Source organism: Pseudomonas sp. BF-B-26, assembly GCF_019956495.1.
Taxonomy (GTDB): Bacteria; Pseudomonadota; Gammaproteobacteria; order Pseudomonadales; family Pseudomonadaceae; genus Aquipseudomonas.
Genome location: NZ_JAHBDP010000102.1, coordinates 53,770 through 76,734 on the forward strand (window position 1 = coordinate 53,770; position 22,965 = coordinate 76,734).

A 22,965-nucleotide genomic window follows, 5' to 3' on the forward strand; every position below is an offset into this window, starting at 1 on the left:
TTCAGGGCTGCTCCACTCGTTCCAGAGTGAGCGCCCGCCGCTCGCGAGTTCCCCTGTCGTGAAACCAACTCCTCTTGTCAGCATCGCCATTCCCGCCTACAACCCGCTTTACTTTCAGGCAGCGCTGCAAAGCGCTCTGAATCAGACCTATGCATCGCTTGAAGTGATCGTGTGTGACGACAGCGACAGCGACGAAATCCATGCACTGGTCCAGGCCTGCACAGTGCCGCAAACCGTGACATTGCGTTATGTGCGCAATGAACAACGCTTGGGGTTCAAGGGAAATCTGATGGCCTGCGCCGAGCAGGCGACGGGGGAGTACCTCAAACTTCTCTGTGATGACGATCAACTGCTGCCTGAGAGCATTGCCCGTCAGGTGCAGGGTTTCATTGACCATGACGACGTGAATCTGGTGATTGCGTTGCGTCAGTATTGCGACGGCGATTACCTTCTGCTTCCCGAGCGTCTGGAGAACTCCAGCTTTGTCTCGGGAGATACGCTGTTCAAGGGTGAAGACCTGCTGGATGTGCTGGAAAGCACGGCCCTGAACTTTCTCAGCAATTTGAGCGGTGCGCTGATGCGTACTCATCAGGTGCTGGAGTATTTGCCCGCGTTGACCCAGGTCGGCGAAGGGTTTGTCGCCCGTCTCGATTTCGCCTTGTTTGTCTGCCTGTTGCGTCGTGGCAATCTGGCGGTAATGGGCCAGGTGCTCAGCTTCGAACGCTTGCACCCGGCGCGCATGAGCAATCAACTGGAGGTCGAGCAGGCCGTGGCGGTCGAGCTTGGTTGGCTGACCCAAATGCTGGCGGTGCGCAGCGGCGAACCGGCGCCAGCGCCGGGGCATGTGCGCTATATCGATCTGGCCAGTGCCGCCCTCGGTGAACCGTATGACTGGGAGGAAATGGCCCTGAGTCGTTCGCTGGGCTTTACCGCGACCTTGATCCGTTCACGGGTCGGTGAAAACTGTGACAGCTTTGCTGATGTGTATCAGCAATGGCTGGCCTGTCGCACCCTGAACCCCGCCCAGCAGCGCCTGTTGCCCACGCGCCTTGCCTCGTGGGCATGGCAGCCGCGAATTGTGCCGGTGGTGATTGATGCCGACGCTGACGATGCGGCATTGGGCGTCACACTGGAGAGCATCGAACGGCAGGTCTATGCCGCCGAAAGGGTGTTGGTGCTCTCAGGTGAAAATCGCGCCAGTGCCCTTGCCGGTAATGTGATTCGTGTGGCCCTGCAAGGCGACGGGTTTGAGCAACTCAATGGCCTGATGCAGACCGACAGTGCGCACTGGTTCTATCTTCTGCGGGCCGGTGATCGCCTGAATGAACTGGCCTTGCTGCTTCTGGCCGAGCGGATGGTCGAGAGTGCCGACGCGCTGTGTATCTATAGCGATGAAGGTGGCTTGCGCAATGACGTGTCGGTCGAGCCGATCTTCAAGTCCGATTTCAATCTGGACCTGCTGCGCAGTTATCCCTATGTCGGGCGGACACTGGCCATCCAGCGTCAAGGCTTTGTGGCCGCGGGTGGTTTCACCCCGGACTTCGCTGAACTCAGCCCCCATGATCTGGTTTGGCGGCTCGTTGAAAACCATGGCGCGCATGTCATCGAGCATGTCGCCCAAGTACTGGTCGAGTCCTCGTTCGGCCTGTCGCAATGGCTCGCTCTGCCGCAGGTTATCGAGCAAAACTGCCGTGTACTGACGGCGCACCTTGATCGTATCGGTGCGGCACACGAGGTGCGGCCGGGCAACGTGCCGCTCATCAATCGAATTGACTACCAGCATGGCGTTCAGCCGCTGGTGTCCATTGTGGTAGTGGCCCAGGATCAGCTCGGTCGGCTTGAACGTTGTATCGAAAGTGTGCTGGAACACACGGCCTATGCTCACTACGAATTGTTGATCGTCGACAACGCCAGCACCTCGATCGAGGCGCGGGACTGGCTGGCCGCCATGTCGCAAATGGGTGGCGAAAAACTGCGCGTGCTGCATTGCGATTACCCCGATAACCCGGCAGCGGCGCAGAACTTCGCCGTTGCTCAGGCGCGCGGCGAGTATGTGCTGTTGCTCAGCCCGGACAGCCTGATCGTCAATCGTGACTGGCTTGGGGAGCTGCTGAATCACGGCTTGCGTCCGGAGGTGGGCGTCGTCGGTGGGCGAATGGTCAGCCCTCAGGGGCGTATCGAAGGTTCTGCCCTGGTGCTGGGAATGCGCGGCCCTGTCGGCGTGCCTTGGCGCGGTGAGGTGATGACCACTCCAGGGTATATGCAGCGCCAGCAGGCGGTGCAGAATTTGAGTGCTGTGAGAACCGAGTGCCTGCTGGTCCGCAAGCAAGTGTTCGATGAGCTTCGGGGGTTTGACGAGCAGGCCTTTTCCCAAAGACTCGGCGGCCCTGACTTCTGTCTACGTGTCAGGCAGAAGGGGTATCTGGTGGTCTGGACGCCGTATGCCGAGTCGGTCCACGTGGCTGCCGAGGCGGAGAGCGGGCCGGTGGTGTCAGAGCTGCTGGCTGAGCAGAAGCGGTTTTATCAGCGCTGGCTGCCGATCATCGCTAGAGATCCGGCGTACAACGTCAACCTGAGCCTCAACACCAATAACTTCAGCCTTGAACCGGGTTTCAAGAGCGACTGGAATCCGTTCGCCCGTCACATGCTGCCACGGGTGCTGGCGATTCCGATCAATGAGACTGCAGTGGGTCATTACCGCGTCACCCAACCGTTTCTCGAGCTGGAAGCCGCGGGTCAAGTGCTCGGTAATCTATCATTCCATACGCCTTCGGACATTGAGCTGGAACGCCAGTCACCCGACGTCATCATTCTGCAAGGGCGCTACAGTGAGGGCGCAGTGAATGAAGTGGAGCGGGTCAGGAACAGCTCCAAGGCTTTCCGGATCTTCGAGCTCGATGACTATGTCATCGATGTGCCCAAGAAAAATGCTCACGTGCGCAAGGCCATTGTCGGTGTTGAACAGATTGTGCGGCGCGCAATAGGGTTGTGTGATCGGGTGGTGGTGTCGACCCAGCCGCTGGCTGACACCCTCCAAGGCATGCATGACGATATTCGCGTGGTGCCGAACATGCTCGCTCCGCATCTGTGGACCGGTCTGAGCAGCCAGCGACGTACGTCGCGCAAACCGAGGGTAGGTTGGGGTGGGGGGACCAGTCACGATGGCGATCTGGCGATCATTGCCGATGTCGTTCGCCTGCTGGCGGATGAAGTGGAGTGGGTGTTTTTCGGCATGTGCCCACCGGCACTCAAGCCTTTCGTGCATGAATTCCATCCCGCCGTTGGCCTGCAGGCTTACCCAGGCAAACTGGCGAGCCTGAACCTTGACCTGGCTTTGGCGCCGTTGGAATTTCACATCTTCAACGACTGCAAGAGCAACTTGCGCCTGCTGGAATATGGCGCGTGCGGTTATCCGGTGATCTGTACGGACACAGAGGCTTATCGCGGTTACCTGCCGTGTACCAAGGTGGTGAGCAACAGTACCGAGGAATGGCTTGAGGCAATCCGTATGCACCTGGCTGACCCGGACGCGAGTTACCGCATGGGTGACGCGCTGCGCGAGGAAGTGCTGCGTGATTACATGCTGCGGGGCAATAACCTGAATTACTGGGCCGAGGCTTGGTTGCCGAACTGATCCACGGGGTCTATTGCGATCGGGTACATATCCGTTACCGCTAAAACGGATATACACCCAAGCTCAGACCCCGCCCCTCACAGAGAAAGAGCTGGCGCGTTTCCTGCAAGTCCCCCCGATATCGCCATAAAACGAGCACTTCCGGTGAATCCAGAAGCGCCCTGAGCGGCATTGAAGGTTTTATCCAGAAGGCCTGCAAAAGCTTGATACAGCTTGGCTGAGCCCTGTGACGAACAAGAGGGGAGACGATGAAGGCAGTTATTTTGGCGGGCGGCCTGGGCACGCGCATCAGTGAGGAGTCGCACCTCAAACCCAAGCCGATGATTGAAATCGGCGGCAAGCCAATTCTCTGGCACATCATGAAGCAGTACTCCGCTCACGGGATTCATGACTTCGTGATTTGCCTGGGCTACAAGGGCTATGCAATCAAGGACTTCTTCGCCAACTACTTCCTGCACACCTCTGACGTCACCTTCGACATGTGCAACAACCGCATGGACGTTCACCAGAACTACAGCGAGCCGTGGCGCGTCACGCTCATCGATACCGGTGAAGAAACCATGACCGGTGGCCGTTTACGTCGTGCCAGCCGCTATCTGGAAAACGAAGAAGCGTTTTGCTTCACCTACGGCGACGGGGTGTCCGATTTGAACATCGGTGCTCTGGTGGATTTTCACCTGTCCCACGGCAAACTCGCGACCGTCACCGCTGTGCAGCCTCCTGGCCGTTACGGCGCCCTGGAGCGCGACGGTGACAGCGTTAAAGGTTTCATTGAAAAGCCGCGCGGTGACGGCGGCTGGATCAATGGCGGTTTTTTTGTGCTGTCGCCAAAAGTGCTGCCGTACATCGCCGACGACCAAACATCCTGGGAGGCCGAGCCGTTGGCCGCGCTTGCCGACGAACAGCAGCTGCAAGCGTTTCAGCACGACGGCTTCTGGCATCCGATGGACACCCTGCGCGACAAAAACCACCTTGAGCAGCTGTGGCTGAGCGGGGAGGCCCCATGGAAGCAATGGGGCTGAGCCCGGAATTCTGGCGCGGCAAGCGGGTTCTATTGACCGGGCACACCGGATTCAAAGGCAGTTGGCTGACGTTGTGGCTGCAAAGCCTCGGCGCGAAAGTCACTGGGTTTTCCCTTGATCCGTCCACCGAACCGAGCCTGTTCGAACTGGCGCGTGTCCACGAAGGCATCAACGATCAGCGCGGTGACCTGCGTGACCTGGGCGCCTTGCTCGAATTGATCACCGACTCCCAACCGGAAATCGTCCTGCATCTGGCGGCGCAACCGCTGGTGCGCGAGGGTTATCGCGATCCGCTGGGGACTTACTCCAGCAACGTCATGGGCACCTTGAACCTGCTTGAAGCTATCCGTCAGGTCGGTGGCGTGCGCGCCTGCGTGCTGGTGACCACCGACAAGGTCTACGCCAATCAGGAATGGCTGTGGCCATACCGTGAAAACGAAGCCCTGGGCGGCCACGATCCTTACAGCAGCAGCAAGGCGTGTTGCGAGTTGCTGGCGCAGTCTTATGCAGCGTCGTTCTTCCCGGCCGGGAAATATGCCGAACACGGTCTGGCCCTGGCCACGGCCCGAGCCGGCAACGTGTTGGGCGGCGGCGATTTTGCCCCGGAGCGTTTGATTCCCGATGTCCTGAAAGCCTGGTCGGCCGACGAACCGGTGACCCTGCGCTACCCGCAAGCGGTCCGCCCGTGGCAACACGCGCTGGAGCCGCTGGCCGGTTACCTGCAGCTGGCCGCCGGTCTTTACGAGCGAGGTCCCGAGTTTGCCGATGCGTGGAACTTCGGTCCGAGCGAAGCGGACATGTGCAGCGTCGGCGAAGTCGTCGAACTGCTCGCCAACCGCTGGCCACAAGCGCGCGGATTGCGCATAGAACCGAGTGATCTGCATGAAGCAGGCCTGTTGCGCCTGGACAGCAGCCGCGCCCGTCAACTGTTGGGCTGGCAACCGCGCTGGTCGTTGCAGCAATGCCTGACCCAGACCCTCGATTGGCACCTGGCGTGGCAAAACGGCGATGACATGCGCGCCATCACGTTGAGCCAGTTGAACCTGTACCGAGGCGCGCTGTGAGCGAGTTTCTGTTGAAGCCTTTGCCGCTGGCCGGACTGTTCAGCGTGCAGCACAAACGCTTCGAAGATGAGCGTGGGCACTTCGCCCGGCTGTTCTGCGAGGGCAGCCTGAGTGCCTTCGGCCAAGCGTTTCATATTCGCCAGATCAACCATTCCTGCACCCGTGTGCGCGGGAGTGTGCGTGGCTTGCATTACCAGAATGCCAACGCGGCGGAAGCCAAACTGATCAGCTGCCTGCGCGGTGAAGTCTGGGACGTGGCGGTGGACCTGCGGCCCGACTCCGCAACGTTCCTGCATTGGCACGCCGAACACCTGCGCGCCGGCGACGGTCGCAGCCTGCTCATTCCTGCCGGATTTGCCCACGGCTTCCAGACCCTGACCGACGACGCCGAATTGCTTTATCTGCACAGCGCCGACTATGCGCCGGAGCACGAAGGTGGTTTATCGGTGAACGATCCACGGCTGGCGATAGCCTGGCCGTTGCCTGTCAAAAATCTGTCAGCCAGGGACGCCAGCCATCCCTTGCTCGATGAACGCTTCGCTGGAGTGCGTCTATGAACTGTCGTGGTTGCGGAACTTCTTTGGCCTTGCCGCTGATCGACCTTGGCACATCGCCGCCGTCGAACGCCTACGTTCGTGCCGATCAGCTGGAACAGGCCGAACAATGGGTGCCGCTGAAGGTCGCGGTGTGTCAGCAGTGCTGGTTGGTGCAAACCGAAGATTACACCCGTGCCGACAGTCTGTTCGACGCTGAGTATGCTTATTTCAGTTCGTTTTCCAGCACCTGGCTCGCGCATGCCGATCGTTACGTTGCCGAGATGGTCGAGCGCTTCGGCCTGACCGCCGACAGCCGTGTGGTGGAAATCGCTGCCAACGACGGTTACCTGTTGCAGTACGTCGCCGGTCGCGGCATCCCTTGCCTGGGCGTTGAACCGACCCGCAGCACCGCGCAAGCGGCGCGCGAAAAGGGCCTGGAAATCCGCGAGTTGTTCTTCGGCCGTCACACCGCTGCGCAATTGGTCGGCGAAGGCTGGTCTGCGGACCTGATGGCTGCCAACAACGTGTTGGCCCACGTGCCGGACATCAATGATTTCCTCGGTGGTTTCGCCACCTTGCTCAAGCCGACCGGCGTGGTGACCTTCGAGTTTCCGCAACTGCTGACGCTGATGGCCGGCCAACAGTTCGACACGCTGTATCACGAGCATTATTCCTATTTGTCGCTGACGGCTGTGCAGACGTTGTGCATGCGCAACGGCCTGGAAGTGTTCGACGTCAGTCAGCTGTCGACCCACGGCGGTTCGCTGCGGGTCTTCGTCCAGCGCGCTGATGGCGTTCGTCGGGACGTGCAACCTGCGGTTGCTCAGCAACTGCACGCCGAACTCGTTGCCGGGGTGAAAACGCCCGAGTACTACGCGACCCTCGCACCGGCCGCCGAACATATAAAACATGAACTGCTGCGCTTTCTGCTTAAGGCCAAGACTGACGGCAAACGAGTGGTCGGTTACGGCGCCGCCGCCAAGGGCAACACGTTGCTCAACTACGCCGGGGTCAAGCCGGACCTGCTGGCCTGGGTCGCCGACGCCAACCCGCACAAACAGGGCAAGTACCTGCCGGGCAGTCGCATTCCGATTGTTTCGCCAGCCCAGATCGAGCTCGAAAAGCCGGATTTCGTACTGGTGTTGCCGTGGAACCTGCTGCACGAAGTCAGTCAGCAACTGGATCAGGTGCGTCAGTGGGATGGCCGCTTCGTGATCGCCGTGCCTGAGTTGACCATCCTGTGAAAGTGCTGGTGACCGGTGCCACCGGGTTCGTAGGCCGCCATTTGGTCACGGCGTTGCTTGCCCGTGGCTGCGAAGTTCGCGCGGTGGCGCGCAATGCCGAGACCGCCGCGAGCTTGCCGTGGATCAATGCCGTGGAGTTCATCACGGCGGATATTCACGGCGAAGACCTGAACATCACCGCAATGAGCGATGGCGTCGACGCCCTGGCGCATCTGGCCTGGCCGGGCTTGCCGAACTATCAGGCGCTGTTTCACTTCGAGCACAACCTGATGGCCGATTACCGGTTCATCAAGGGCGCGGTCGAAGCGGGCGTATCGCAAGTGCTGGTCACCGGGACCTGTTTCGAATACGGAATGCAAAGCGGCCCGCTCAGCGAGCAGGCCGCGCCGCAGCCCGGCAACCCTTATGGGTTGGCAAAAAATACCCTGCGTCTGTTCCTCGAAAACCTGCAGAGGGTTCAGCCGTTCACTCTGCAATGGGCGCGGTTGTTTTACCTGCACGGCGAGGGGCAAAACCCCAACAGTTTGCTCGCAGCGCTGGATCGGGCGATCGATGCCGGCGACGAGCGCTTCAACATGTCGGCCGGCGAACAATTGCGCGATTACCTGGCGATCGAGACGGCTGCCGGCTACCTCGCGGCGATCTTGCAACAGCGTGACTTCGACGGCGTGATCAATTGCGCCAGCGGCCAGCCGGTTTCGGTGCGGGCGCTGGTCGAGCAGCGAGTGCGAGAACGCGGTGCGTCGATCGATTTGAACCTGGGTCATTACCCATACGCGACCCATGAGCCGATGGCGTTCTGGGGCGTGGCGGACCGTTTGCAACAGCTACTGGGAGCAGAGCATGAGGCATGAGTTGTATCGGGTCGCCGACCTGCCGGTGTTGCAGAACCGCACCTTTGCCGACCCGGCGTCGGCCAGGGCCTCGGCGTGCGCCGACATGGTACTGGTGCAAGATGAAAAGAGCGGGCTGATCTTCAACCAGGCCTTCGACGCCGACAAGCTCAGCTACGACGCCGACTACCAGAACGAGCAGGCGCATTCGGGCCAGTTCCAGAAGCACCTGAACGATGTCGAAGGCATCATTGCCCGCCACTTCACGGGTCAGGAACTGATCGAAGTCGGTTGCGGCAAAGGCTACTTTCTCGAACTGCTCAAAGGCCTGGGCTACGCCATCACCGGCATTGACCCGGCCTACGAAGGCAACAATGCCGACGTGATCAAGGCACCGTTCACCCGTGGCCTCGGCCTGGCGGCTGACGCCATTGTGCTGCGCCATGTGTTGGAACACATTCAGGACCCGGTGAGTTTTCTGGTCGAGATGGCCAACGCCAATCAGGGCGGGCAGATCTACATTGAAGTGCCGTGCTTCGACTGGATCCTCGAACACCGCGCCTGGTTCGACCTGTTCTACGAGCACGTCAATTATTTCCGCCTCGATGACCTGCGCCGGATGTTCGGCACCGTGCATGAGGCCGGTCACCTGTTCGGAGGCCAGTACCTGTACATCGTCGCCGACCTTGCGACCTTGCGCCTGACCCCGGAACAACCGGTGCCACGCCTGGACCTGCCAAGTGGTTTTACCAGCAGCCTTGAGCGCGCGGCGCAAATCATCCAGACAAACCCGGAGCAGGGTTCGGCGATCTGGGGCGCGTCGTCCAAAGGCGTGATCTATTCGCTGTTCCTGCAACGGGCCGGTGTGGCGGTGGATCGCGTGGTGGATATTAACCCGGCCAAACAGGGTCGGTATCTGCCCCTGAGCGGCGCGCGCGTGTCCTCGCCCCAAGAGGCGATGGACGCTTTGCCCGAAGGCGCCAACCTGTTTGTGATGAACTCCAACTACCTCGAAGAAATCAAGCGGATGACCGGTGGACGCTACGTCTATCACGCCGTAGACAGCGCTTCGTTCCAGTGACTATTGAGACTTATAAAATGACAGACGACACCATCAATAAAGCTTTCGAAGCCGAGTGCCAGGCAGAAATCGCACGTCAGGGCGATGACCGGAAGCTGACCGGTCTGGCCCGGGATTTTTTCAACGAATCGGCCAGACACAAGTACAGCTACCACTTCTCGTGGATGGGCCGCCCGATCATCCAGTTGCCGCAAGACATGATGGCGATGCAAGAGATCATCTGGCAGGTCAAGCCGGACCTGGTGATCGAATGCGGCATCGCCCATGGCGGCTCGATCATCTACTACGCGTCCCTGCTGGAGCTGCAAGGCCACGGCGAAGTACTGGGCATTGACCTCGACATTCGTGCGCATAACCGCGAAGCCATCGAAAGCCACCCGATGAGCAAGCGCATCTCGATGATCGAGGGTTCGAGTATCGACCCTGCTATCGCCGCACAAGTGCACGCCGCGGCCGAAGGCAAGAAAGTCATTCTGGTGCTGGATTCCAACCACACCCACGATCACGTGCTGGAAGAACTGCGTCTGTACGCTCCACTGGTTTCGGTCGGTAGCTACTGCGTCGTCATGGACACCGTGGTCGAAGACATGCCGGAAGATGCGTTCCCGGATCGTCCGTGGGGCAAGGGTGACAACCCGAAAACCGCGGTCTGGGCCTACCTGGAAGAAAACCGTGATTTCGAGATTGACCGGGCGATGGACAACAAGCTGCTGATCTCGGTCGCGCCAGACGGCTATCTGCGCCGAGTACGTTAAGCGACACCTTTATTCAAGTGTTCATCAGGCAAACGGTCTGTGGTGGGGAAGGATATGCAAGGCATTTACGGTTCTGAAAACACGCTGCCCCTGAGTGAGCTGTTCACTCTGGTGCTGATTTCACACAATCGCCCGGCGTTCTTGCGCAGGGCATTGCAGTTCTACAGCACGTTGCCTTGCAAGATTCTGGTCCTCGATTCATCGACCGTTGCGCTGGAGGGCGCGGCGGTGGTCGCGGACACCATCGACTATCGGCATTTGCCGCAGTTTGGCTACTGGGGTATCCAGACCAAACTGGTGTATGGCGTAGAGCAGGTCACCACGCCGTACATGGTCTTCGCTTCCGATGATGATTTTCTGTTGCACGGTGCCCTCACCGAGTCGGTGAACTTCCTCGAAGCTAATCCGGACTACGGTCTGTGTCATGGCTATTGCCTGATGTACCTGACCCACTCCAACTACGTGCAGTACTACCGGCGTGACAAGAAAGTGCACGAGGACTACAACGCCGAGCGCGGTCAGGATCGTGTACTCGATTACATGAGCCAGTACATTCCGCCGTTCTATGCGGTGCACCGTACTTCGTTGTTGCGTGACTGGTATGAAGCGCTGCCTGAAGGCACGATCTTCGAGTGGCAGGAAATCGGGCATGTCTACTACATGCTGGCCCGGGCCAAGGCGCGGATTCTTCCGATGCCTTACGTGGTGCGTGAGATCAACTACGGCCGCTCGGATCACAACACCGAAATCATGACGACCTTGAGCTTCAAGGACGCCCGCTCTGTCGCCGACCGCGAGCGCTTTGCCGGGTTTCTGGCGTCGCTGCCGACTGGCATCAGCGGTCTGGACGAAAAGCAGACCGCCGAGGTTGCCCTGCAAAGCTTCGCCGCCCTGGCCGAGAGCCTGACAATCCGTAACGCGTTGACCATCGAGCCGATTTTCGAGTCCTACTGGACAGATCCGACGGTGGGGCCGAAGCGGGTCTTTGGCGCAAAGCAATACGTCGAAATGCCGTTCTACAACAGCGCTTTCTTCGAACAACTCACGCAGTTTGAATTTTTGCTGCATGCGATGCCGGCCGGGCGCCTGCAACTCGAAGAAATGGAAGGCGCATTGCTCAAACAAGAGGCCTTGCAGCGCACCTACTCCAATGACAGTTCGGCGACGATCCAGAACCGTCTACTTGAAGCTGTTCGGCTGGGTGCCTTCAACCGTCGGGTGCTGCAAAAGCTTGGGCAGCAGCTCCAGCAAATGGATGAGCCTGCTGATGCCCAGGTGCTGGCCGACTGGGTTCAGCGTCTGGACAGCGTGCCGATCTTCGACAGTCGCCAGTTACTCGATACGATGCCATCGGGACGTCTGCACAACTGGCTGCAAGCCCGGCAACCGAACGACACCGCGGTGAGAAAAATCAACCAGCACCTGGCGGCCAACGAAGGGGGGCCTCAGTTCGGCATTTTGCTGCTGGATATGGACGCAGACATGGACAAACTCCAAGTCACCCTGGATAGCCTTATGGAGAGTGCGTTCCGGGCGTTCAAAGTGGTGGTCTTCACCACGGGCGACTTGCCGGCGGTCACCACGGCACAAAACACGCTGCATTTCGTCAAGGTCACGGCGACCAATTACGTAGACAAGCTGAACCAGATCGCTCGCCAGTCAACGTCGGACTGGTTGCTGCTGGCCGAGGCGGGCGACGAGTTCACCGCTGCCGGTTTCCTGCGTGCCAGCCTCGAGTTGCAGAACGCCGAGGGTTGCCGCGCGGTGGCGATGGACGAAATTCATCGCCAGACCAATGGCGCGCTGGTCGATGTGTTCCGGCCAGCCTTCAACCTCGACCTGTTGCAGAGCCTGCCGTCACTCATCGCACGGCACTGGCTGATTCGCCGCGAAGCGCTGGTGGAGGTCGGCGGTTTTGCCCGCGAGTTCACCTCGGCGCTTGAGTTCGACCTGCTGCTGCGCTTGATCGAAACCGGTGGCCTGGCCGGCCTTGCTCATTTGGCCGAGCCGTTGCTGATCACCGCAGCCCCGGAGCCGGCAGCCAACGAACACGAGCGTCAGACGTTAGTCCGTCATCTGGCGACCCGCGGTTACCAAGCCCAGGTCAGCGCCGAAGCATCGGCTGGTTTACGTATCGAATACCGCCATGCCGGGCGTCCGAAGGTATCGATCATCATCCACAGCCAGGACAACCTGGAGCATCTGCAGCGCTGCCTGGTCAGTGTCTTGCAGCGCACGCGCTATCAAAACAACGAAGTTGTCATTGCCGATAACCACAGCCAGTCCGCCGAGCTTCACACCTGGCTAGACAGCCTGGAACGAAACGGGCGGGGCCGGATTCGTCTGGTCAAGGCTGCCCAGCGACTGAGCACGTCGGCCCTGATCAACCTCGCAGCCGGCGAGGCGCAGGGTGAATACCTGGTGCTGCTGGCGGCGGACGCCGAAGTGGTCAACGCGAACTGGATCGAAGCGTTACTCAATCAGGCCCAGCGTCCCGAAGTCGGCGTGGTTGGTGCCAAGCTGGTGGACCGCGAGGGTAGCGTGACCAGTGCCGGGCTGATTCTGGGGCTCAACGGCGGGATTGCTTCACCCTTCATCGGTGAGAAAAAGGACGCGTCGGGCTACATGCGCAGACTGCTCGTCGAGCAAAATTACGCGGCCGTCTGCGGTGCATGCCTGATGATTCGCAAGGAAGTATTCGACGCACTCGGTGGTCTGGATCGTGAGCATTTCGATGAGGTGTACGCCGATGTCGATCTCTGCCTGAAAGTCGCCGACGCCGGGTTGCTCACGGTGTGGACGCCGCAAGTGCAAATAGCCCACCCGGGCACCTTGCCGGACGATCCCCAGGCAGTGGCGGCCCTGCGCGACAAGTGGCAGGCGCGCTTTGTGCACGACGAGGCTTACAACAACAACCTGGCCTTGACCGGCAAGGGCTTTGCCCTGGGTGAAGCAGCCCCGGTGAACTGGGCGCAGTTGCTCGCATAAGCCTGACTGACAGGTAAAAGGACTCAAGGCATGTTCAACGGTAAATCGATTTTCATCTCTGGCGGCACCGGCTCGTTCGGGCGCAATTTCATCCGCCGGTTGCTGGAGCAATATCAGCCCAAGCGTGTGGTGGTGTTCTCCCGCGATGAGCTCAAGCAGTACGAGATGCAACAGACCTTCAACGCGCCGTGCATGCGTTACTTCCTCGGCGATGTGCGTGATGCCGAGCGTTTGCGTCAGGCCATGCGCGGTATCGATTACGTGGTGCATGCCGCGGCACTGAAACAAGTGCCGGCGGCAGAATACAACCCCACCGAATGCATTCGTACCAACGTCAACGGTGCGGAAAACATCATTGCCGCAGCCATCGATAACGGCGTGAAAAAAGTCGTCGCGCTGTCCACCGACAAGGCGGCCAGCCCGATCAATCTGTACGGCGCGACCAAGCTGTTGTCGGACAAATTGTTCGTCGCCGCGAACAACATTGCCGGTGACCAGAACACCCGTTTTTCGGTGGTTCGTTACGGCAACGTCGCCGGCTCGCGGGGGTCGGTGGTGCCGTTTTTCAGCAAGCTGATTGCCGAGGGCGCCACGGAGCTGCCGATCACCGATGAGCGCATGACGCGTTTCTGGATCACCCTCGATCACGGCGTGCAGTTTGTGCTCGACAGCTTCGCCCGCATGCACGGTGGTGAAGTGTTTGTGCCGAAGATCCCGTCGATTCGTATCGTCGATCTGGCGTTGGGCATGGCTGAACATTTGCCGCACAGGAACGTCGGTATTCGTCCGGGAGAAAAACTCCATGAGCTGATGGTCCCGCTGGACGACGCGCGCATGACCCTGGAGTTCGGTGATCACTACACGATTCAACCGTCGATTCGTTTCACCAGCGTCGACGTGGATTTTGCTGTCGACAAACTGGGCGAGCAGGGCACGCCTGTGAGCGAGGATTTTGAGTACCGCTCCGACACCAACCCGCACTTCCTGTCGGTCGGCCAGATCGCAGATCTGCACGCGGAGCTGTCGGCATGATTCCCTACGGTCGGCAAAGCCTCGATCAGGCAGACATCGATGCGGTGGTCGCCGTGTTGCAGTCCGACTGGCTGACACAAGGGCCGACCATTGAACGCTTCGAACAGGCCATGGCCGAGCGTTGTCAGGCTGATTTCGCGGTGGCGGTGTGCAATGCCACCGCCGCGTTGCACATTGCCTGTCTCGCTGCCGGGCTCGGCCCGGGAGACCGGTTGTGGACCACGCCGAACACCTTTTTGGCTTCGGCCAATTGTGGTCGCTATTGCGGCGCCGAAGTGGACTTCGTCGACATCGATCCGCTGACCTGGAATCTCGACGCCTATACGCTGGCGGCGAAGCTTGAAGCTGCCGAGCGTGACGGCACGTTGCCGAAGGTCCTGGTGGCCGTGGCGTTTTCCGGTCAGAGCTGCGACATGCGCATGATCGCCGAGTTGGCCGAACGCTATGGCTTTACAGTGATCGAGGACGCGTCCCACGCGGTCGGCGCATCCTATGCCGGGCGTCCGGTGGGCTGCGGCGAATTTGCGGCGATGACGGTGTTCAGTTTTCACCCGGTGAAGATCATCACCAGTGCCGAGGGCGGCATGGTCCTGACCAATCGCCCGGAATTGGCCGGGCGCCTGCAACGCTTGCGCAGCCACGGCATGACCCGCGATCCGCAGCAGATGACTGAACCCAGTCACGGTCCCTGGTACTACCAGCAAGTGGAATTGGGCTTCAACTACCGGATCACCGATCTGCAAGCGGCGCTCGGTTTGTCACAACTGAATAAGCTCGATGGCTTCATCGAGCGTCGTCGTGAACTGGCGGCGCGGTATGACCGATTGCTGGCGTACCTGCCGCTGACCTTGCCCAGTGCGCAGCCCGAAGCCGAGTCGGCGTGGCATCTGTACGTGGTGCGGTTGCAACCTGATCGGATCAACCTCAGCCATCGGCAGGTGTTCGAAGGGTTGCGGGCAGCCGGGATCGGAGTGAACCTGCACTATATTCCGCTGCATTTGCAGCCGTACTATCGCGAGCTGGGATTTGCCGAAGGTGACTTCCCGCAGGCCGAGCGTTATTACGCCGAGGCCATCAGCCTGCCGATGTTTCCTTTGCTGAGCGATGAACAACAGGACTTCGTGGTCGAGCAACTGCGTCGGCTGGTTCTTGAGGAGTAGTGACACTTGAGCTGCGTTGCAATCATTCCGGCCCGCGGTGGCAGCAAGCGAATCCCGCGCAAGAACCTTAAACCGTTCGACGGTGTACCGATGATCGTCCGTTCGATCCGTACGGCGCTCGATTGCGGGTTGTTCGATCAAGTCGTCGTCAGTACGGATGACCAAGAAATTGCCGACGTCGCCCGGGCTCATGGCGCGCAGGTGCCGTTCGTGCGGCCGGTCGAACTGGCTGATGATTTCACCGGGACAGCGGCGGTGATCGTGCATGCCCTGAGCCAATTACCGATCTTCGACTACGTCTGTTGCATCTACGCCACCGCGCCGCTGTTGCAGGCGAAGTATCTGCGTCAGGGGCATGAATTACTGGTGCAGCATCCGCATAAGTCGTTCGCTTTTTCCGTGACCGGTTTCGGCTTCCCGGTGCAACGTGCCTTGACCCTCGACGAGCAGGGTGCCTTGACCTCGCTCTACCCGGAATTTCGCAATACCCGTTCCCAGGATTTACCTGAAGCCTATCAGGATGCCGGCCAGTTCTATTGGGGGCGCACAGAGGCCTGGTTGCGCGGTGATGTGCTGTTTTCTCCGGCGAGCCTTCCGGTGATTCTGCCGCGGCATCTGGTGCAGGACATCGACACCCTTGAAGACTGGAAGCGTGCCGAATACCTCTATGCCGCATTGAAAGCTGGCGGAGAGCTGCAATGAGAGTGCTGATCCGCGCCGATGCGTCGCCGACCATTGGCAGCGGCCACATCGCTCGCTGTTTGACCCTGGCCAGAGTCTTGCGCAAGCAAGGCGCGCAGGTGGCCTTCGCTTGCCGCCTGTTGCCGGGCCATCGACTGGATGCACTGCAAGCCGAGGGCTTTGAAGTCTTCGCCCTGGCGGCTCGTTACCCTGATGAAGATCCGCAGCAGGCAATCGAATCCTTGCTGCCTTGGCAGGCGGACATCGCCGCGCTTGGGCACGCGCTGAGCAATCATCCGGCCTTCGATTGGGTCATCGTCGACCACTACGGCCTCGACCATCATTGGCAGACCGCGGCCCGCCGCTGGGCGCCAAGGATTGCGGCTGTGGACGACCTCGCCACGCGCACCTACAGCGTTGATTTGCTGCTCAACCAGAACTTATCGGGTACGCCACAAGCCTATGCTTCGCTGCTAGCACCTGGCTGCCAGACTTTACTCGGTCCACGTTTTGCCCTGCTGCGCGATGAGTTCTGTTGCCCGGCTATCGAAATCAAACCCAAGGCCAAAAGGGTGCTGGTGAATTTCGGTGGCTTCGATGCGGCGATGCAAACCCACCACGCGATGCTGGCAATGGCGGAGTTGCATGAGCTCGAAGTCGATTTCGTCGCCGGTGCCGACAACCCTGCCTGGGCACAGATGCAGGCCTTGGCGCAGAGTCGACCGAACTGGCGCTTGCACAGTTTTGTCTGCGACTTTTACCGACTGATGACCGAGGCCGACCTGTTTGTCGGTGCCGGCGGTGGCACCAGTTGGGAGCGGGCGGCCATGGGGCTGCCGACGATCTGCATCGCGGTCTCGAATAATCAGCAGGCCAACGGCGAAAGCATGGCGACCTCAGGTTCCCATGTGTATCTGGGCCCCCGCGAGCACGTCAGTGTCGAGCAGTTGCGTCAGGCCATTGCTTTTCTCGCGGGCAATCAGGGGTTACGCCAAAGTCTGGCCGAACACTCGCGTCAGTTGGTCGATGGGCGGGGTGCGCAGCGGGTTGCGGCAGCGCTCGCCGGTGCGGTACTGCAGGTTCGCAAGGCGTCTCTGGACGATGCGCAGCTGCTGTTCGAGGGGCGCAATGCCGAGTCGGTGCGGCGCTGGTCGCTGGACACGCAGGTCATCGATTGGCAACGGCATCAAGACTGGCTGGCCGCGAGCTTGAGTAACCCGGGGCGATTACTGTTGATCGCCGAGGCGGATGATGGCCCGGTCGGGGTACTGCGTTATGACCTGGACGGACTTGAAGCCGAAGTCTCGATTTATCTGCTTGAAGAACGCCTCGGTCTGGGGTGGGGCAGGGCGCTGTTGGCGCGGGGCGAAGACTTCGCGACCAACCACTGGCCGCAACTGCAGGCCATCACCGCTCAAGTGTTGCCGGCGAATCAGCCGTCGCTGAAGCTGTTTCGCGAAGCAGGATTTACCCAGCGTGCTTGCGCGTTCACGCGCATATTGAAGGATCACCGCAATGACTAGCTTCAAGATTGGCAATCGTTCCATCGGTGCCGATGCGCCGCCGTTCATCATCGCCGAGATGAGTGGCAACCATAACCAGTCCCTTGATGTGGCGCTGCAGATCGTCGAAGCCGCGGCCAAGGCCGGTGCCCATGCCTTGAAGCTGCAGACCTACACCGCCGAGACCATGACCCTGGACCTGTCCGAAGGTGAGTTCTTCATCAAGGACCCTAACAGTCTCTGGGCCGGTTCTTCGCTGTACGCGTTATACGAGAAGGCCCATACACCGTGGGAATGGCACGCGCCGATTTTCGCCCGGGCCAAAGAACTGGGCATGCTCGCGTTCTCCACACCGTTCGATGACACCGCGGTGGACTTCCTCGAAAGCCTCGACGTACCGGCCTACAAGATCGCCAGCTTTGAAAATACCGACCTGCCATTGATTCGTCGGGTCGCTGCGACCGGCAAGCCATTGATCATTTCTACCGGCATGGCCAGCATCGCTGAACTCGATGAAACCGTACGTGCCGCCCGCGAGGCCGGTTGCAAGGATCTGGTGTTGCTCAAGTGCACCAGTACTTACCCCGCGACGCCTGCCAACAGCAACGTGCGGACGATTCCTCACTTGCGTGAATTGTTTGGCTGCGAAGTTGGTCTGTCCGATCACTCCATGGGTGTTGGAGTGTCTGTGGCCGCGGTGGCGCTGGGGGCGACGGTGGTGGAAAAACATTTCACCCTCGACCGTTCCGCCGGTGGTGTGGATGCCAGTTTTTCGCTGGAACCGGCGGAGCTCGCCTGCCTGGTGATAGAAACCGAACGCGCGTGGCAGGCCATGGGCCATGTGCATTACGGTGTGACGGACGCCGAGCGCAAGTCGCTGGTGTACCGCCGCTCGCTCTACGTGACTCAGGACATGGCTGCCGGCGAACCCTTTACTGTAGCTAATCTGCGAGCCATTCGTCCGGGGCTGGGGTTGGCTCCCAAACACACGGAAACGCTTCTGGGCCGCCGTGCCCGTCTGGCCATCCCACGCGGAACGCCGCTGGACTGGTCGTTGGTCGAATAACCCCTTGTGGCGCTGATTCGGCAAAATAGAGTGACCTGCGAGTCATAACGCGCATCTTCACTGTATTGTATAAATCGGGGAGGTGGCGCCTGGTGTCTTTTTGACCCGGTGATAGCCTTATATTCTTCCCGCCGTCGCCTCGGTGAGGCGACGTTTTTATCCGTTTGTCGGCGCCCCTCGAATCATTACGAGCGGTGGTATTGGGCTGTTTATTATTGGGAAGCCGTAATGATTGGCATAAAAAGCATTGCGAGCTACGTTCCTGTAGCCGGCGTGGACAATTACGCACAAGGTGCAAAATTCGAAAAGGATGAAGAATTCATCCTGGGCAAAATCGGTTCGGCCTTCCTGCCGCGTAAAGACGCCGGGCAGGAAACCTCGGACCTGTGTGTCGAAGCAGCCAATGCGCTGTTCGCCAACAATCCCGACTTGAAACGTGATGACATCGACGTGCTGATCGTCGTCACGCAGAACGGCGACGAAGAAGGCCTGCCGCACACCGCAGCCATCGTTCAGGACAAACTGGGCCTGCCGACTACCGTGGCCGCGTTCGATATTTCCCTGGGCTGCTCCGGCTACGTCTACGGCATCTACGCGATCAAGGGCTTCATGGAAGCTGCAGGCTTGAAGAATGGCCTGCTGATCACCGCTGATCCTTACTCGAAGATCGTCGACCCGGAAGACCGCAATACCACCATGCTGTTTGGTGATGCCGCCACCGCGACCTGGATGGGTGAAAACGCGCCATGGCAATTGGGCAAGGCCAAGTTCGGCACTGACGGTTCCGGCGCGCCGCACCTGAAGGTGACAGATGGGGTGTTCTTCATGAACGGCCGTCAGGTGTTCAATTTTGCGCTGCTTAAAGTCCCGGCGCATTTGCACGAGTTGCTGGCCGATTCGCAACTGACCGCTGATGATATCGATGCCTTTTGCATCCATCAGGGCAGTGCAGCGATTGTCGATGCCGTGGCGCGACGCTTCGAAGGCGAGCCGGAGAAGTTCATCAAGGACATGGTCGAGACCGGCAACACGGTGTCCTCGAGCATTCCGTTGCTGTTGGAAAAACATGTCATGGACTCCGCCTGGAAGCGCGTCGCATTGAGCGGTTTCGGCGTGGGTCTGTCATGGGGTTCGGCGATCATCTATCGTCCTTGATTCCAGGCTCTTTAATCAAAGAAAGCCAGGCACAAAAAAAGCGTTCAAGGTGTAACCTTGAGCGCTATTTTTTTGCCCGAATGAAAAGCGAGGCTCCATGAGCGAGTTCTTTGAGCGCAACGGCGAGTTGATACAGCGGCGCTGGCCCAAGGTCTGGCATCGACTGGCGGTGGAGAACAGCGCCGCCTTGCAAGCGGATCTGGTGGAAGGCCTGGGCTCGACGTTGAGCATCAATGGCATTCAGTTGACCAGTCGCCATGACCGCACTCGCGAAGCATTGCTTCAGGCCGACAGCCTGCCCGTCGACAGTCCGGTGGTGCATGTCTATGGCACCGGGCTGGGTGATTTGCAGCTGCAATTACTGGAGCGTGCCGGGCTTGAACGGCTGTACGTGCACATTCTGAACGGTGCGGTGTTTGCCCTGGTGCTGCAACTGCTCGATCAACAGTCGTGGCTCGGCGATTCGCGAGTGGTGCTGCTGTATGCCGGCGATCTGTCGGAAATCCAGTTGCCGTACTTCGCGCTACCTTCGGAGCTGGTGCTGGCGGACGACTTCAACGCCAAAATCCGCGACCGGCTGATCAGCGAAACTCACCTGACTTTCAACAATCGCGAATTCGATGCCGACAATCCGGAAATTGCCGAGCGTTTGCAAGCGTGTGTAGAGCACGTTCGCGCCGATGCCGATGCTGCCGAGCTGTTTGCCACCTGTTCCGGCAGGGAAGTGTTTGTCATTGCCACCGGGCCGAGCCTGGAACAACACTTCGATACGCTGCGTACGGTCCGCGAACAGGCGCGGCGGCCGTTGTTCATTTGCGTCGATACCGCCTACCGACCGCTTGTCGAGCATGGGATCAAACCGGATGTGGTGGTCACGATTGACCAGCGCATCTCGACGCGACATTTGCCGTCCGATGCCACGAGCGGTATCACGCTGGTCTACATGCCTATGGTCGACCCAGCGGTTTTGGGGGGCTGGCAGGGCAAGCGTTACGTGGCCTATTCCGCCAGTCCTGTCTATAAGCACATGCGCCAGCAAATACCCAAGGCCCAACTCTTTGTCGGTGGCAGCGTGATTCACCCGGCGGTGGACCTGGCGGTGCACATGGGGAGCAGCCAGATCACTCTGTTCGGCGCCGACTTTGCTTTCCCGAACAACAAGACTCACGCTGGCTGGAGTGACGGTGATCTTGGGCCGCAAGTGGGCGCTGCCCGGCACTGGGTCCTCGATGGCCACGGCCAGCGAGTCAAGACGCAGCTCAATTTCCGCAGTTACCTGTGCGAGCTGGAGCGGTACATCGCCGGGCATCCTCGGGTGGCTTTCTATAACAGCAGTCGGGCAGGGGCGATGATCGTCGGCACGACGTTTCACCCGGAGCTCACGCGATGACTGAATCTTCCCTGGTTGCCGAAGCGCGGCAGTGTTCGCTTTTGTTCCGTCTGGGACGAGATGTCGAAGCTGCGCTGCTGATGGTGCAGATCTGCAGTGATGTGCAATCCGCGATGGGTCGGGAGAATGTCGAGGTCCAATCCCGCTGGACGGCGTTGCTCACCGACATGCTGGCCCGTCAGGAGGCGCAGGACTGGCTGGCGCTGGCGGATCATCTTGATTATGAGCTGTCGGAATTGCTGAAAGCGGCAACCATCGATTAACACTTTTTGATATGTGCCGGTACAGGCGAGTCCTCGCTGTCCCGTTACCGGCATTTCCCTGACGTCACTTTTCTGTATTGAACTGCCGCCAAGCCCCTGTTTCATTGAGGGTGGCAGTGTGATGGCAAATTTTTTTCAAAATCCCCTAAAGCAACCTGCGTTCGCGACGATAACTATTACGAAGGTTCTCTAGGCCATACCCGGCGGTTGCCAGGGCCGGAAGCCGCAGTACCCAACCAACGAGGAATTCGTCATGGCTTTGACAGTAAACACCAACACTACTTCTCTGAGTGTTCAGAAGAACCTGAACCGTGCTTCCGACGCTCTGTCGACTTCGATGACTCGCCTGTCTTCCGGCCTGAAAATCAACAGCGCCAAAGATGACGCCGCCGGCCTGCAGATCTCTACCCGTATGACCTCGCAGATCCGTGGTCAGACCATTGCTATCAAAAACGCCAACGACGGTGTTTCGATCGCTCAGACCGCTGAAGGCGCTCTGCAAGAGTCGACCAACATCCTGCAGCGTATGCGTGAAATCGCACTGCAATCGCGTAACGACTCCAACGGCACTGCTGACCGTACCGCTCTGGACAAAGAATTCCAACAGTCGATCGCTGAGCTGACCCGTATCGCTCAGTCGACCAACCTGAACGGCAAAGCGCTGATCGACGGTAGTGCTGGCGCGATGCAGTTCCAGGTAGGTTCGAACACTACTTCTGACAACCAGATCACTCTGACCCTGTCGACCAGCTTCGACGCTAGCGCCCTGGGCATGACCGGTACTACCATTTCCGGTACTACCAACTCGGGTAACCACAGCTCCGTTGATGCCGCTATCTCGGCTATCAACACTGCTCTGGCAAACATCAACGCCACTCGCGCTGACCTGGGTGCTGCTCAGAACCGTTTCTCGACTACCATTTCCAACCTGCAGAACATCAACGAAAACGCCAGTGCTGCACTGAGCCGCGTACAAGATACCGACTTCGCTGCTGAAACTGCACAGTTGACCAAGCAACAAACTCTGCAACAAGCTTCCACCGCAGTTCTGGCTCAGGCCAACCAACTGCCATCCGCTGTACTGAAACTGCTTCAGTAATAGCTGGGTAAGTTTTGGCGGGGGAGTGCGCACGCGCGCTCTCTCGCTTTTTCAGTTTAAGAGGTGATGGACATGGATATGAGCGTGAAGCTGAACTTGTCTTATCCAGCAGCGAAGCCGGCGACGACTGTTGCTGACAAACCGGTGGAAAAGCCTCGAGCCGATGCTGCCACAGTGGCAACGGTCAAGGATGAGCCAAAAGACGCGGTAACCGAGCAGGACAAACTGAAGATGGCCGTTCAGGAAATTGAAAAGTTCGTTCAATCGGTCAAGCGCAATCTGGAGTTCTCGATCGATGAGCCTTCAGGCAAAGTAATTGTCAGAGTGATTGCCAGCGACTCGGGTGAAGTGGTTCGCCAGATCCCCAACGAAGAAGTGCTCAAGCTGGCCAATAGTTTGAATGATGCAAGCAGCCTGTTGTTCAGCGCTAAAGTCTGACAGCTGGCACGAATTTTGTTGC

The 22,965-nt window shown here is 59.4% G+C and carries 19 protein-coding genes; all 19 read left to right on the plus strand.

Annotated features, from left to right (window positions below):
• Positions 1-58 precede the first annotated feature (58 nt).
• Positions 59-3,634 (plus strand): glycosyltransferase, encoded by a 3,576-nt coding sequence (locus KGB03_RS23365; RefSeq protein WP_223529218.1) that lies wholly within the window; start codon positions 59-61, stop codon positions 3,632-3,634.
• A 248-nt stretch (positions 3,635-3,882) separates the two neighbouring features.
• Positions 3,883-4,656, plus strand: coding sequence for a glucose-1-phosphate cytidylyltransferase (rfbF, locus tag KGB03_RS23370; RefSeq protein ID WP_223529228.1), 774 nt, complete (start codon positions 3,883-3,885; stop codon positions 4,654-4,656).
• Positions 4,638-5,720 carry a CDP-glucose 4,6-dehydratase gene (gene rfbG / locus KGB03_RS23375; protein WP_223529239.1) on the plus strand — a complete coding sequence of 361 codons (1,083 nt, stop codon included), beginning with the start codon at positions 4,638-4,640 and terminating at the stop codon, positions 5,718-5,720. Before rfbF ends, rfbG begins: the two co-directional genes overlap by 19 nt.
• Positions 5,717-6,277, plus strand: coding sequence for a dTDP-4-dehydrorhamnose 3,5-epimerase family protein (locus tag KGB03_RS23380; protein ID WP_218536476.1), 561 nt, complete (start codon positions 5,717-5,719; stop codon positions 6,275-6,277). Before rfbG ends, KGB03_RS23380 begins: the two co-directional genes overlap by 4 nt.
• Entirely contained in the window at positions 6,274-7,500 is a 1,227-nt protein-coding gene (locus tag KGB03_RS23385; RefSeq protein WP_223529241.1) for a class I SAM-dependent methyltransferase, read from the plus strand. The genes KGB03_RS23380 and KGB03_RS23385 overlap by 4 nt, the downstream gene beginning before the upstream one ends.
• On the plus strand, positions 7,497-8,354 hold the full coding sequence (locus KGB03_RS23390; RefSeq protein WP_218536478.1) for an NAD-dependent epimerase/dehydratase family protein: 858 nt from the start codon (positions 7,497-7,499) through the stop codon (positions 8,352-8,354). The genes KGB03_RS23385 and KGB03_RS23390 overlap by 4 nt, the downstream gene beginning before the upstream one ends.
• Complete coding sequence (locus KGB03_RS23395; protein ID WP_223529243.1) at positions 8,344-9,414, plus strand: class I SAM-dependent methyltransferase; 1,071 nt, start codon at positions 8,344-8,346, stop codon at positions 9,412-9,414. Before KGB03_RS23390 ends, KGB03_RS23395 begins: the two co-directional genes overlap by 11 nt.
• A 17-nt stretch (positions 9,415-9,431) precedes the next feature.
• Complete coding sequence (locus KGB03_RS23400) at positions 9,432-10,169, plus strand: cephalosporin hydroxylase family protein (protein ID WP_223529245.1); 738 nt, start codon at positions 9,432-9,434, stop codon at positions 10,167-10,169.
• Positions 10,170-10,223: 54 nt separating this feature from the next.
• Positions 10,224-13,157 carry a glycosyltransferase family 2 protein gene (locus tag KGB03_RS23405; RefSeq protein ID WP_223529247.1) on the plus strand — a complete coding sequence of 978 codons (2,934 nt, stop codon included), beginning with the start codon at positions 10,224-10,226 and terminating at the stop codon, positions 13,155-13,157.
• Between the two features lie 30 nt (positions 13,158-13,187).
• Complete coding sequence (gene pseB, locus KGB03_RS23410) at positions 13,188-14,189, plus strand: UDP-N-acetylglucosamine 4,6-dehydratase (inverting) (protein WP_223529250.1); 1,002 nt, start codon at positions 13,188-13,190, stop codon at positions 14,187-14,189.
• Positions 14,186-15,349, plus strand: a complete 1,164-nt coding sequence (gene pseC, locus KGB03_RS23415) for a UDP-4-amino-4,6-dideoxy-N-acetyl-beta-L-altrosamine transaminase (protein WP_074874518.1) — start codon at positions 14,186-14,188, stop codon at positions 15,347-15,349. The genes pseB and pseC overlap by 4 nt, the downstream gene beginning before the upstream one ends.
• 6 nt (positions 15,350-15,355) lie before the next feature.
• Positions 15,356-16,051 carry a pseudaminic acid cytidylyltransferase gene (gene pseF / locus KGB03_RS23420; RefSeq protein WP_223529262.1) on the plus strand — a complete coding sequence of 232 codons (696 nt, stop codon included), beginning with the start codon at positions 15,356-15,358 and terminating at the stop codon, positions 16,049-16,051.
• The gene (gene pseG / locus KGB03_RS23425) at positions 16,048-17,553 is read left to right on the plus strand and encodes a UDP-2,4-diacetamido-2,4,6-trideoxy-beta-L-altropyranose hydrolase (RefSeq protein WP_223529267.1); all 1,506 of its coding nucleotides are present in this window, start codon (positions 16,048-16,050) and stop codon (positions 17,551-17,553) included. Before pseF ends, pseG begins: the two co-directional genes overlap by 4 nt.
• A complete protein-coding gene (gene pseI / locus KGB03_RS23430; RefSeq protein WP_111451868.1) occupies positions 17,546-18,598 on the plus strand; it encodes a pseudaminic acid synthase in 1,053 nt (350 codons plus the stop codon). Before pseG ends, pseI begins: the two co-directional genes overlap by 8 nt.
• A 228-nt stretch (positions 18,599-18,826) precedes the next feature.
• Complete coding sequence (locus KGB03_RS23435) at positions 18,827-19,753, plus strand: ketoacyl-ACP synthase III (RefSeq protein ID WP_074874525.1); 927 nt, start codon at positions 18,827-18,829, stop codon at positions 19,751-19,753.
• A 97-nt stretch (positions 19,754-19,850) separates the two neighbouring features.
• A complete protein-coding gene (locus KGB03_RS23440; protein WP_223529270.1) occupies positions 19,851-21,143 on the plus strand; it encodes a motility associated factor glycosyltransferase family protein in 1,293 nt (430 codons plus the stop codon).
• Positions 21,140-21,406, plus strand: coding sequence for a hypothetical protein (locus KGB03_RS23445; protein WP_218536486.1), 267 nt, complete (start codon positions 21,140-21,142; stop codon positions 21,404-21,406). Before KGB03_RS23440 ends, KGB03_RS23445 begins: the two co-directional genes overlap by 4 nt.
• A 253-nt stretch (positions 21,407-21,659) precedes the next feature.
• Positions 21,660-22,505, plus strand: a complete 846-nt coding sequence (locus tag KGB03_RS23450) for a flagellin domain-containing protein (protein WP_218536487.1) — start codon at positions 21,660-21,662, stop codon at positions 22,503-22,505.
• A gap of 72 nt (positions 22,506-22,577) precedes the next feature.
• The gene (locus tag KGB03_RS23455) at positions 22,578-22,943 is read left to right on the plus strand and encodes a flagellar protein FlaG (protein ID WP_218536488.1); all 366 of its coding nucleotides are present in this window, start codon (positions 22,578-22,580) and stop codon (positions 22,941-22,943) included.
• The last annotated feature ends 22 nt before the right edge of the window (positions 22,944-22,965 follow it).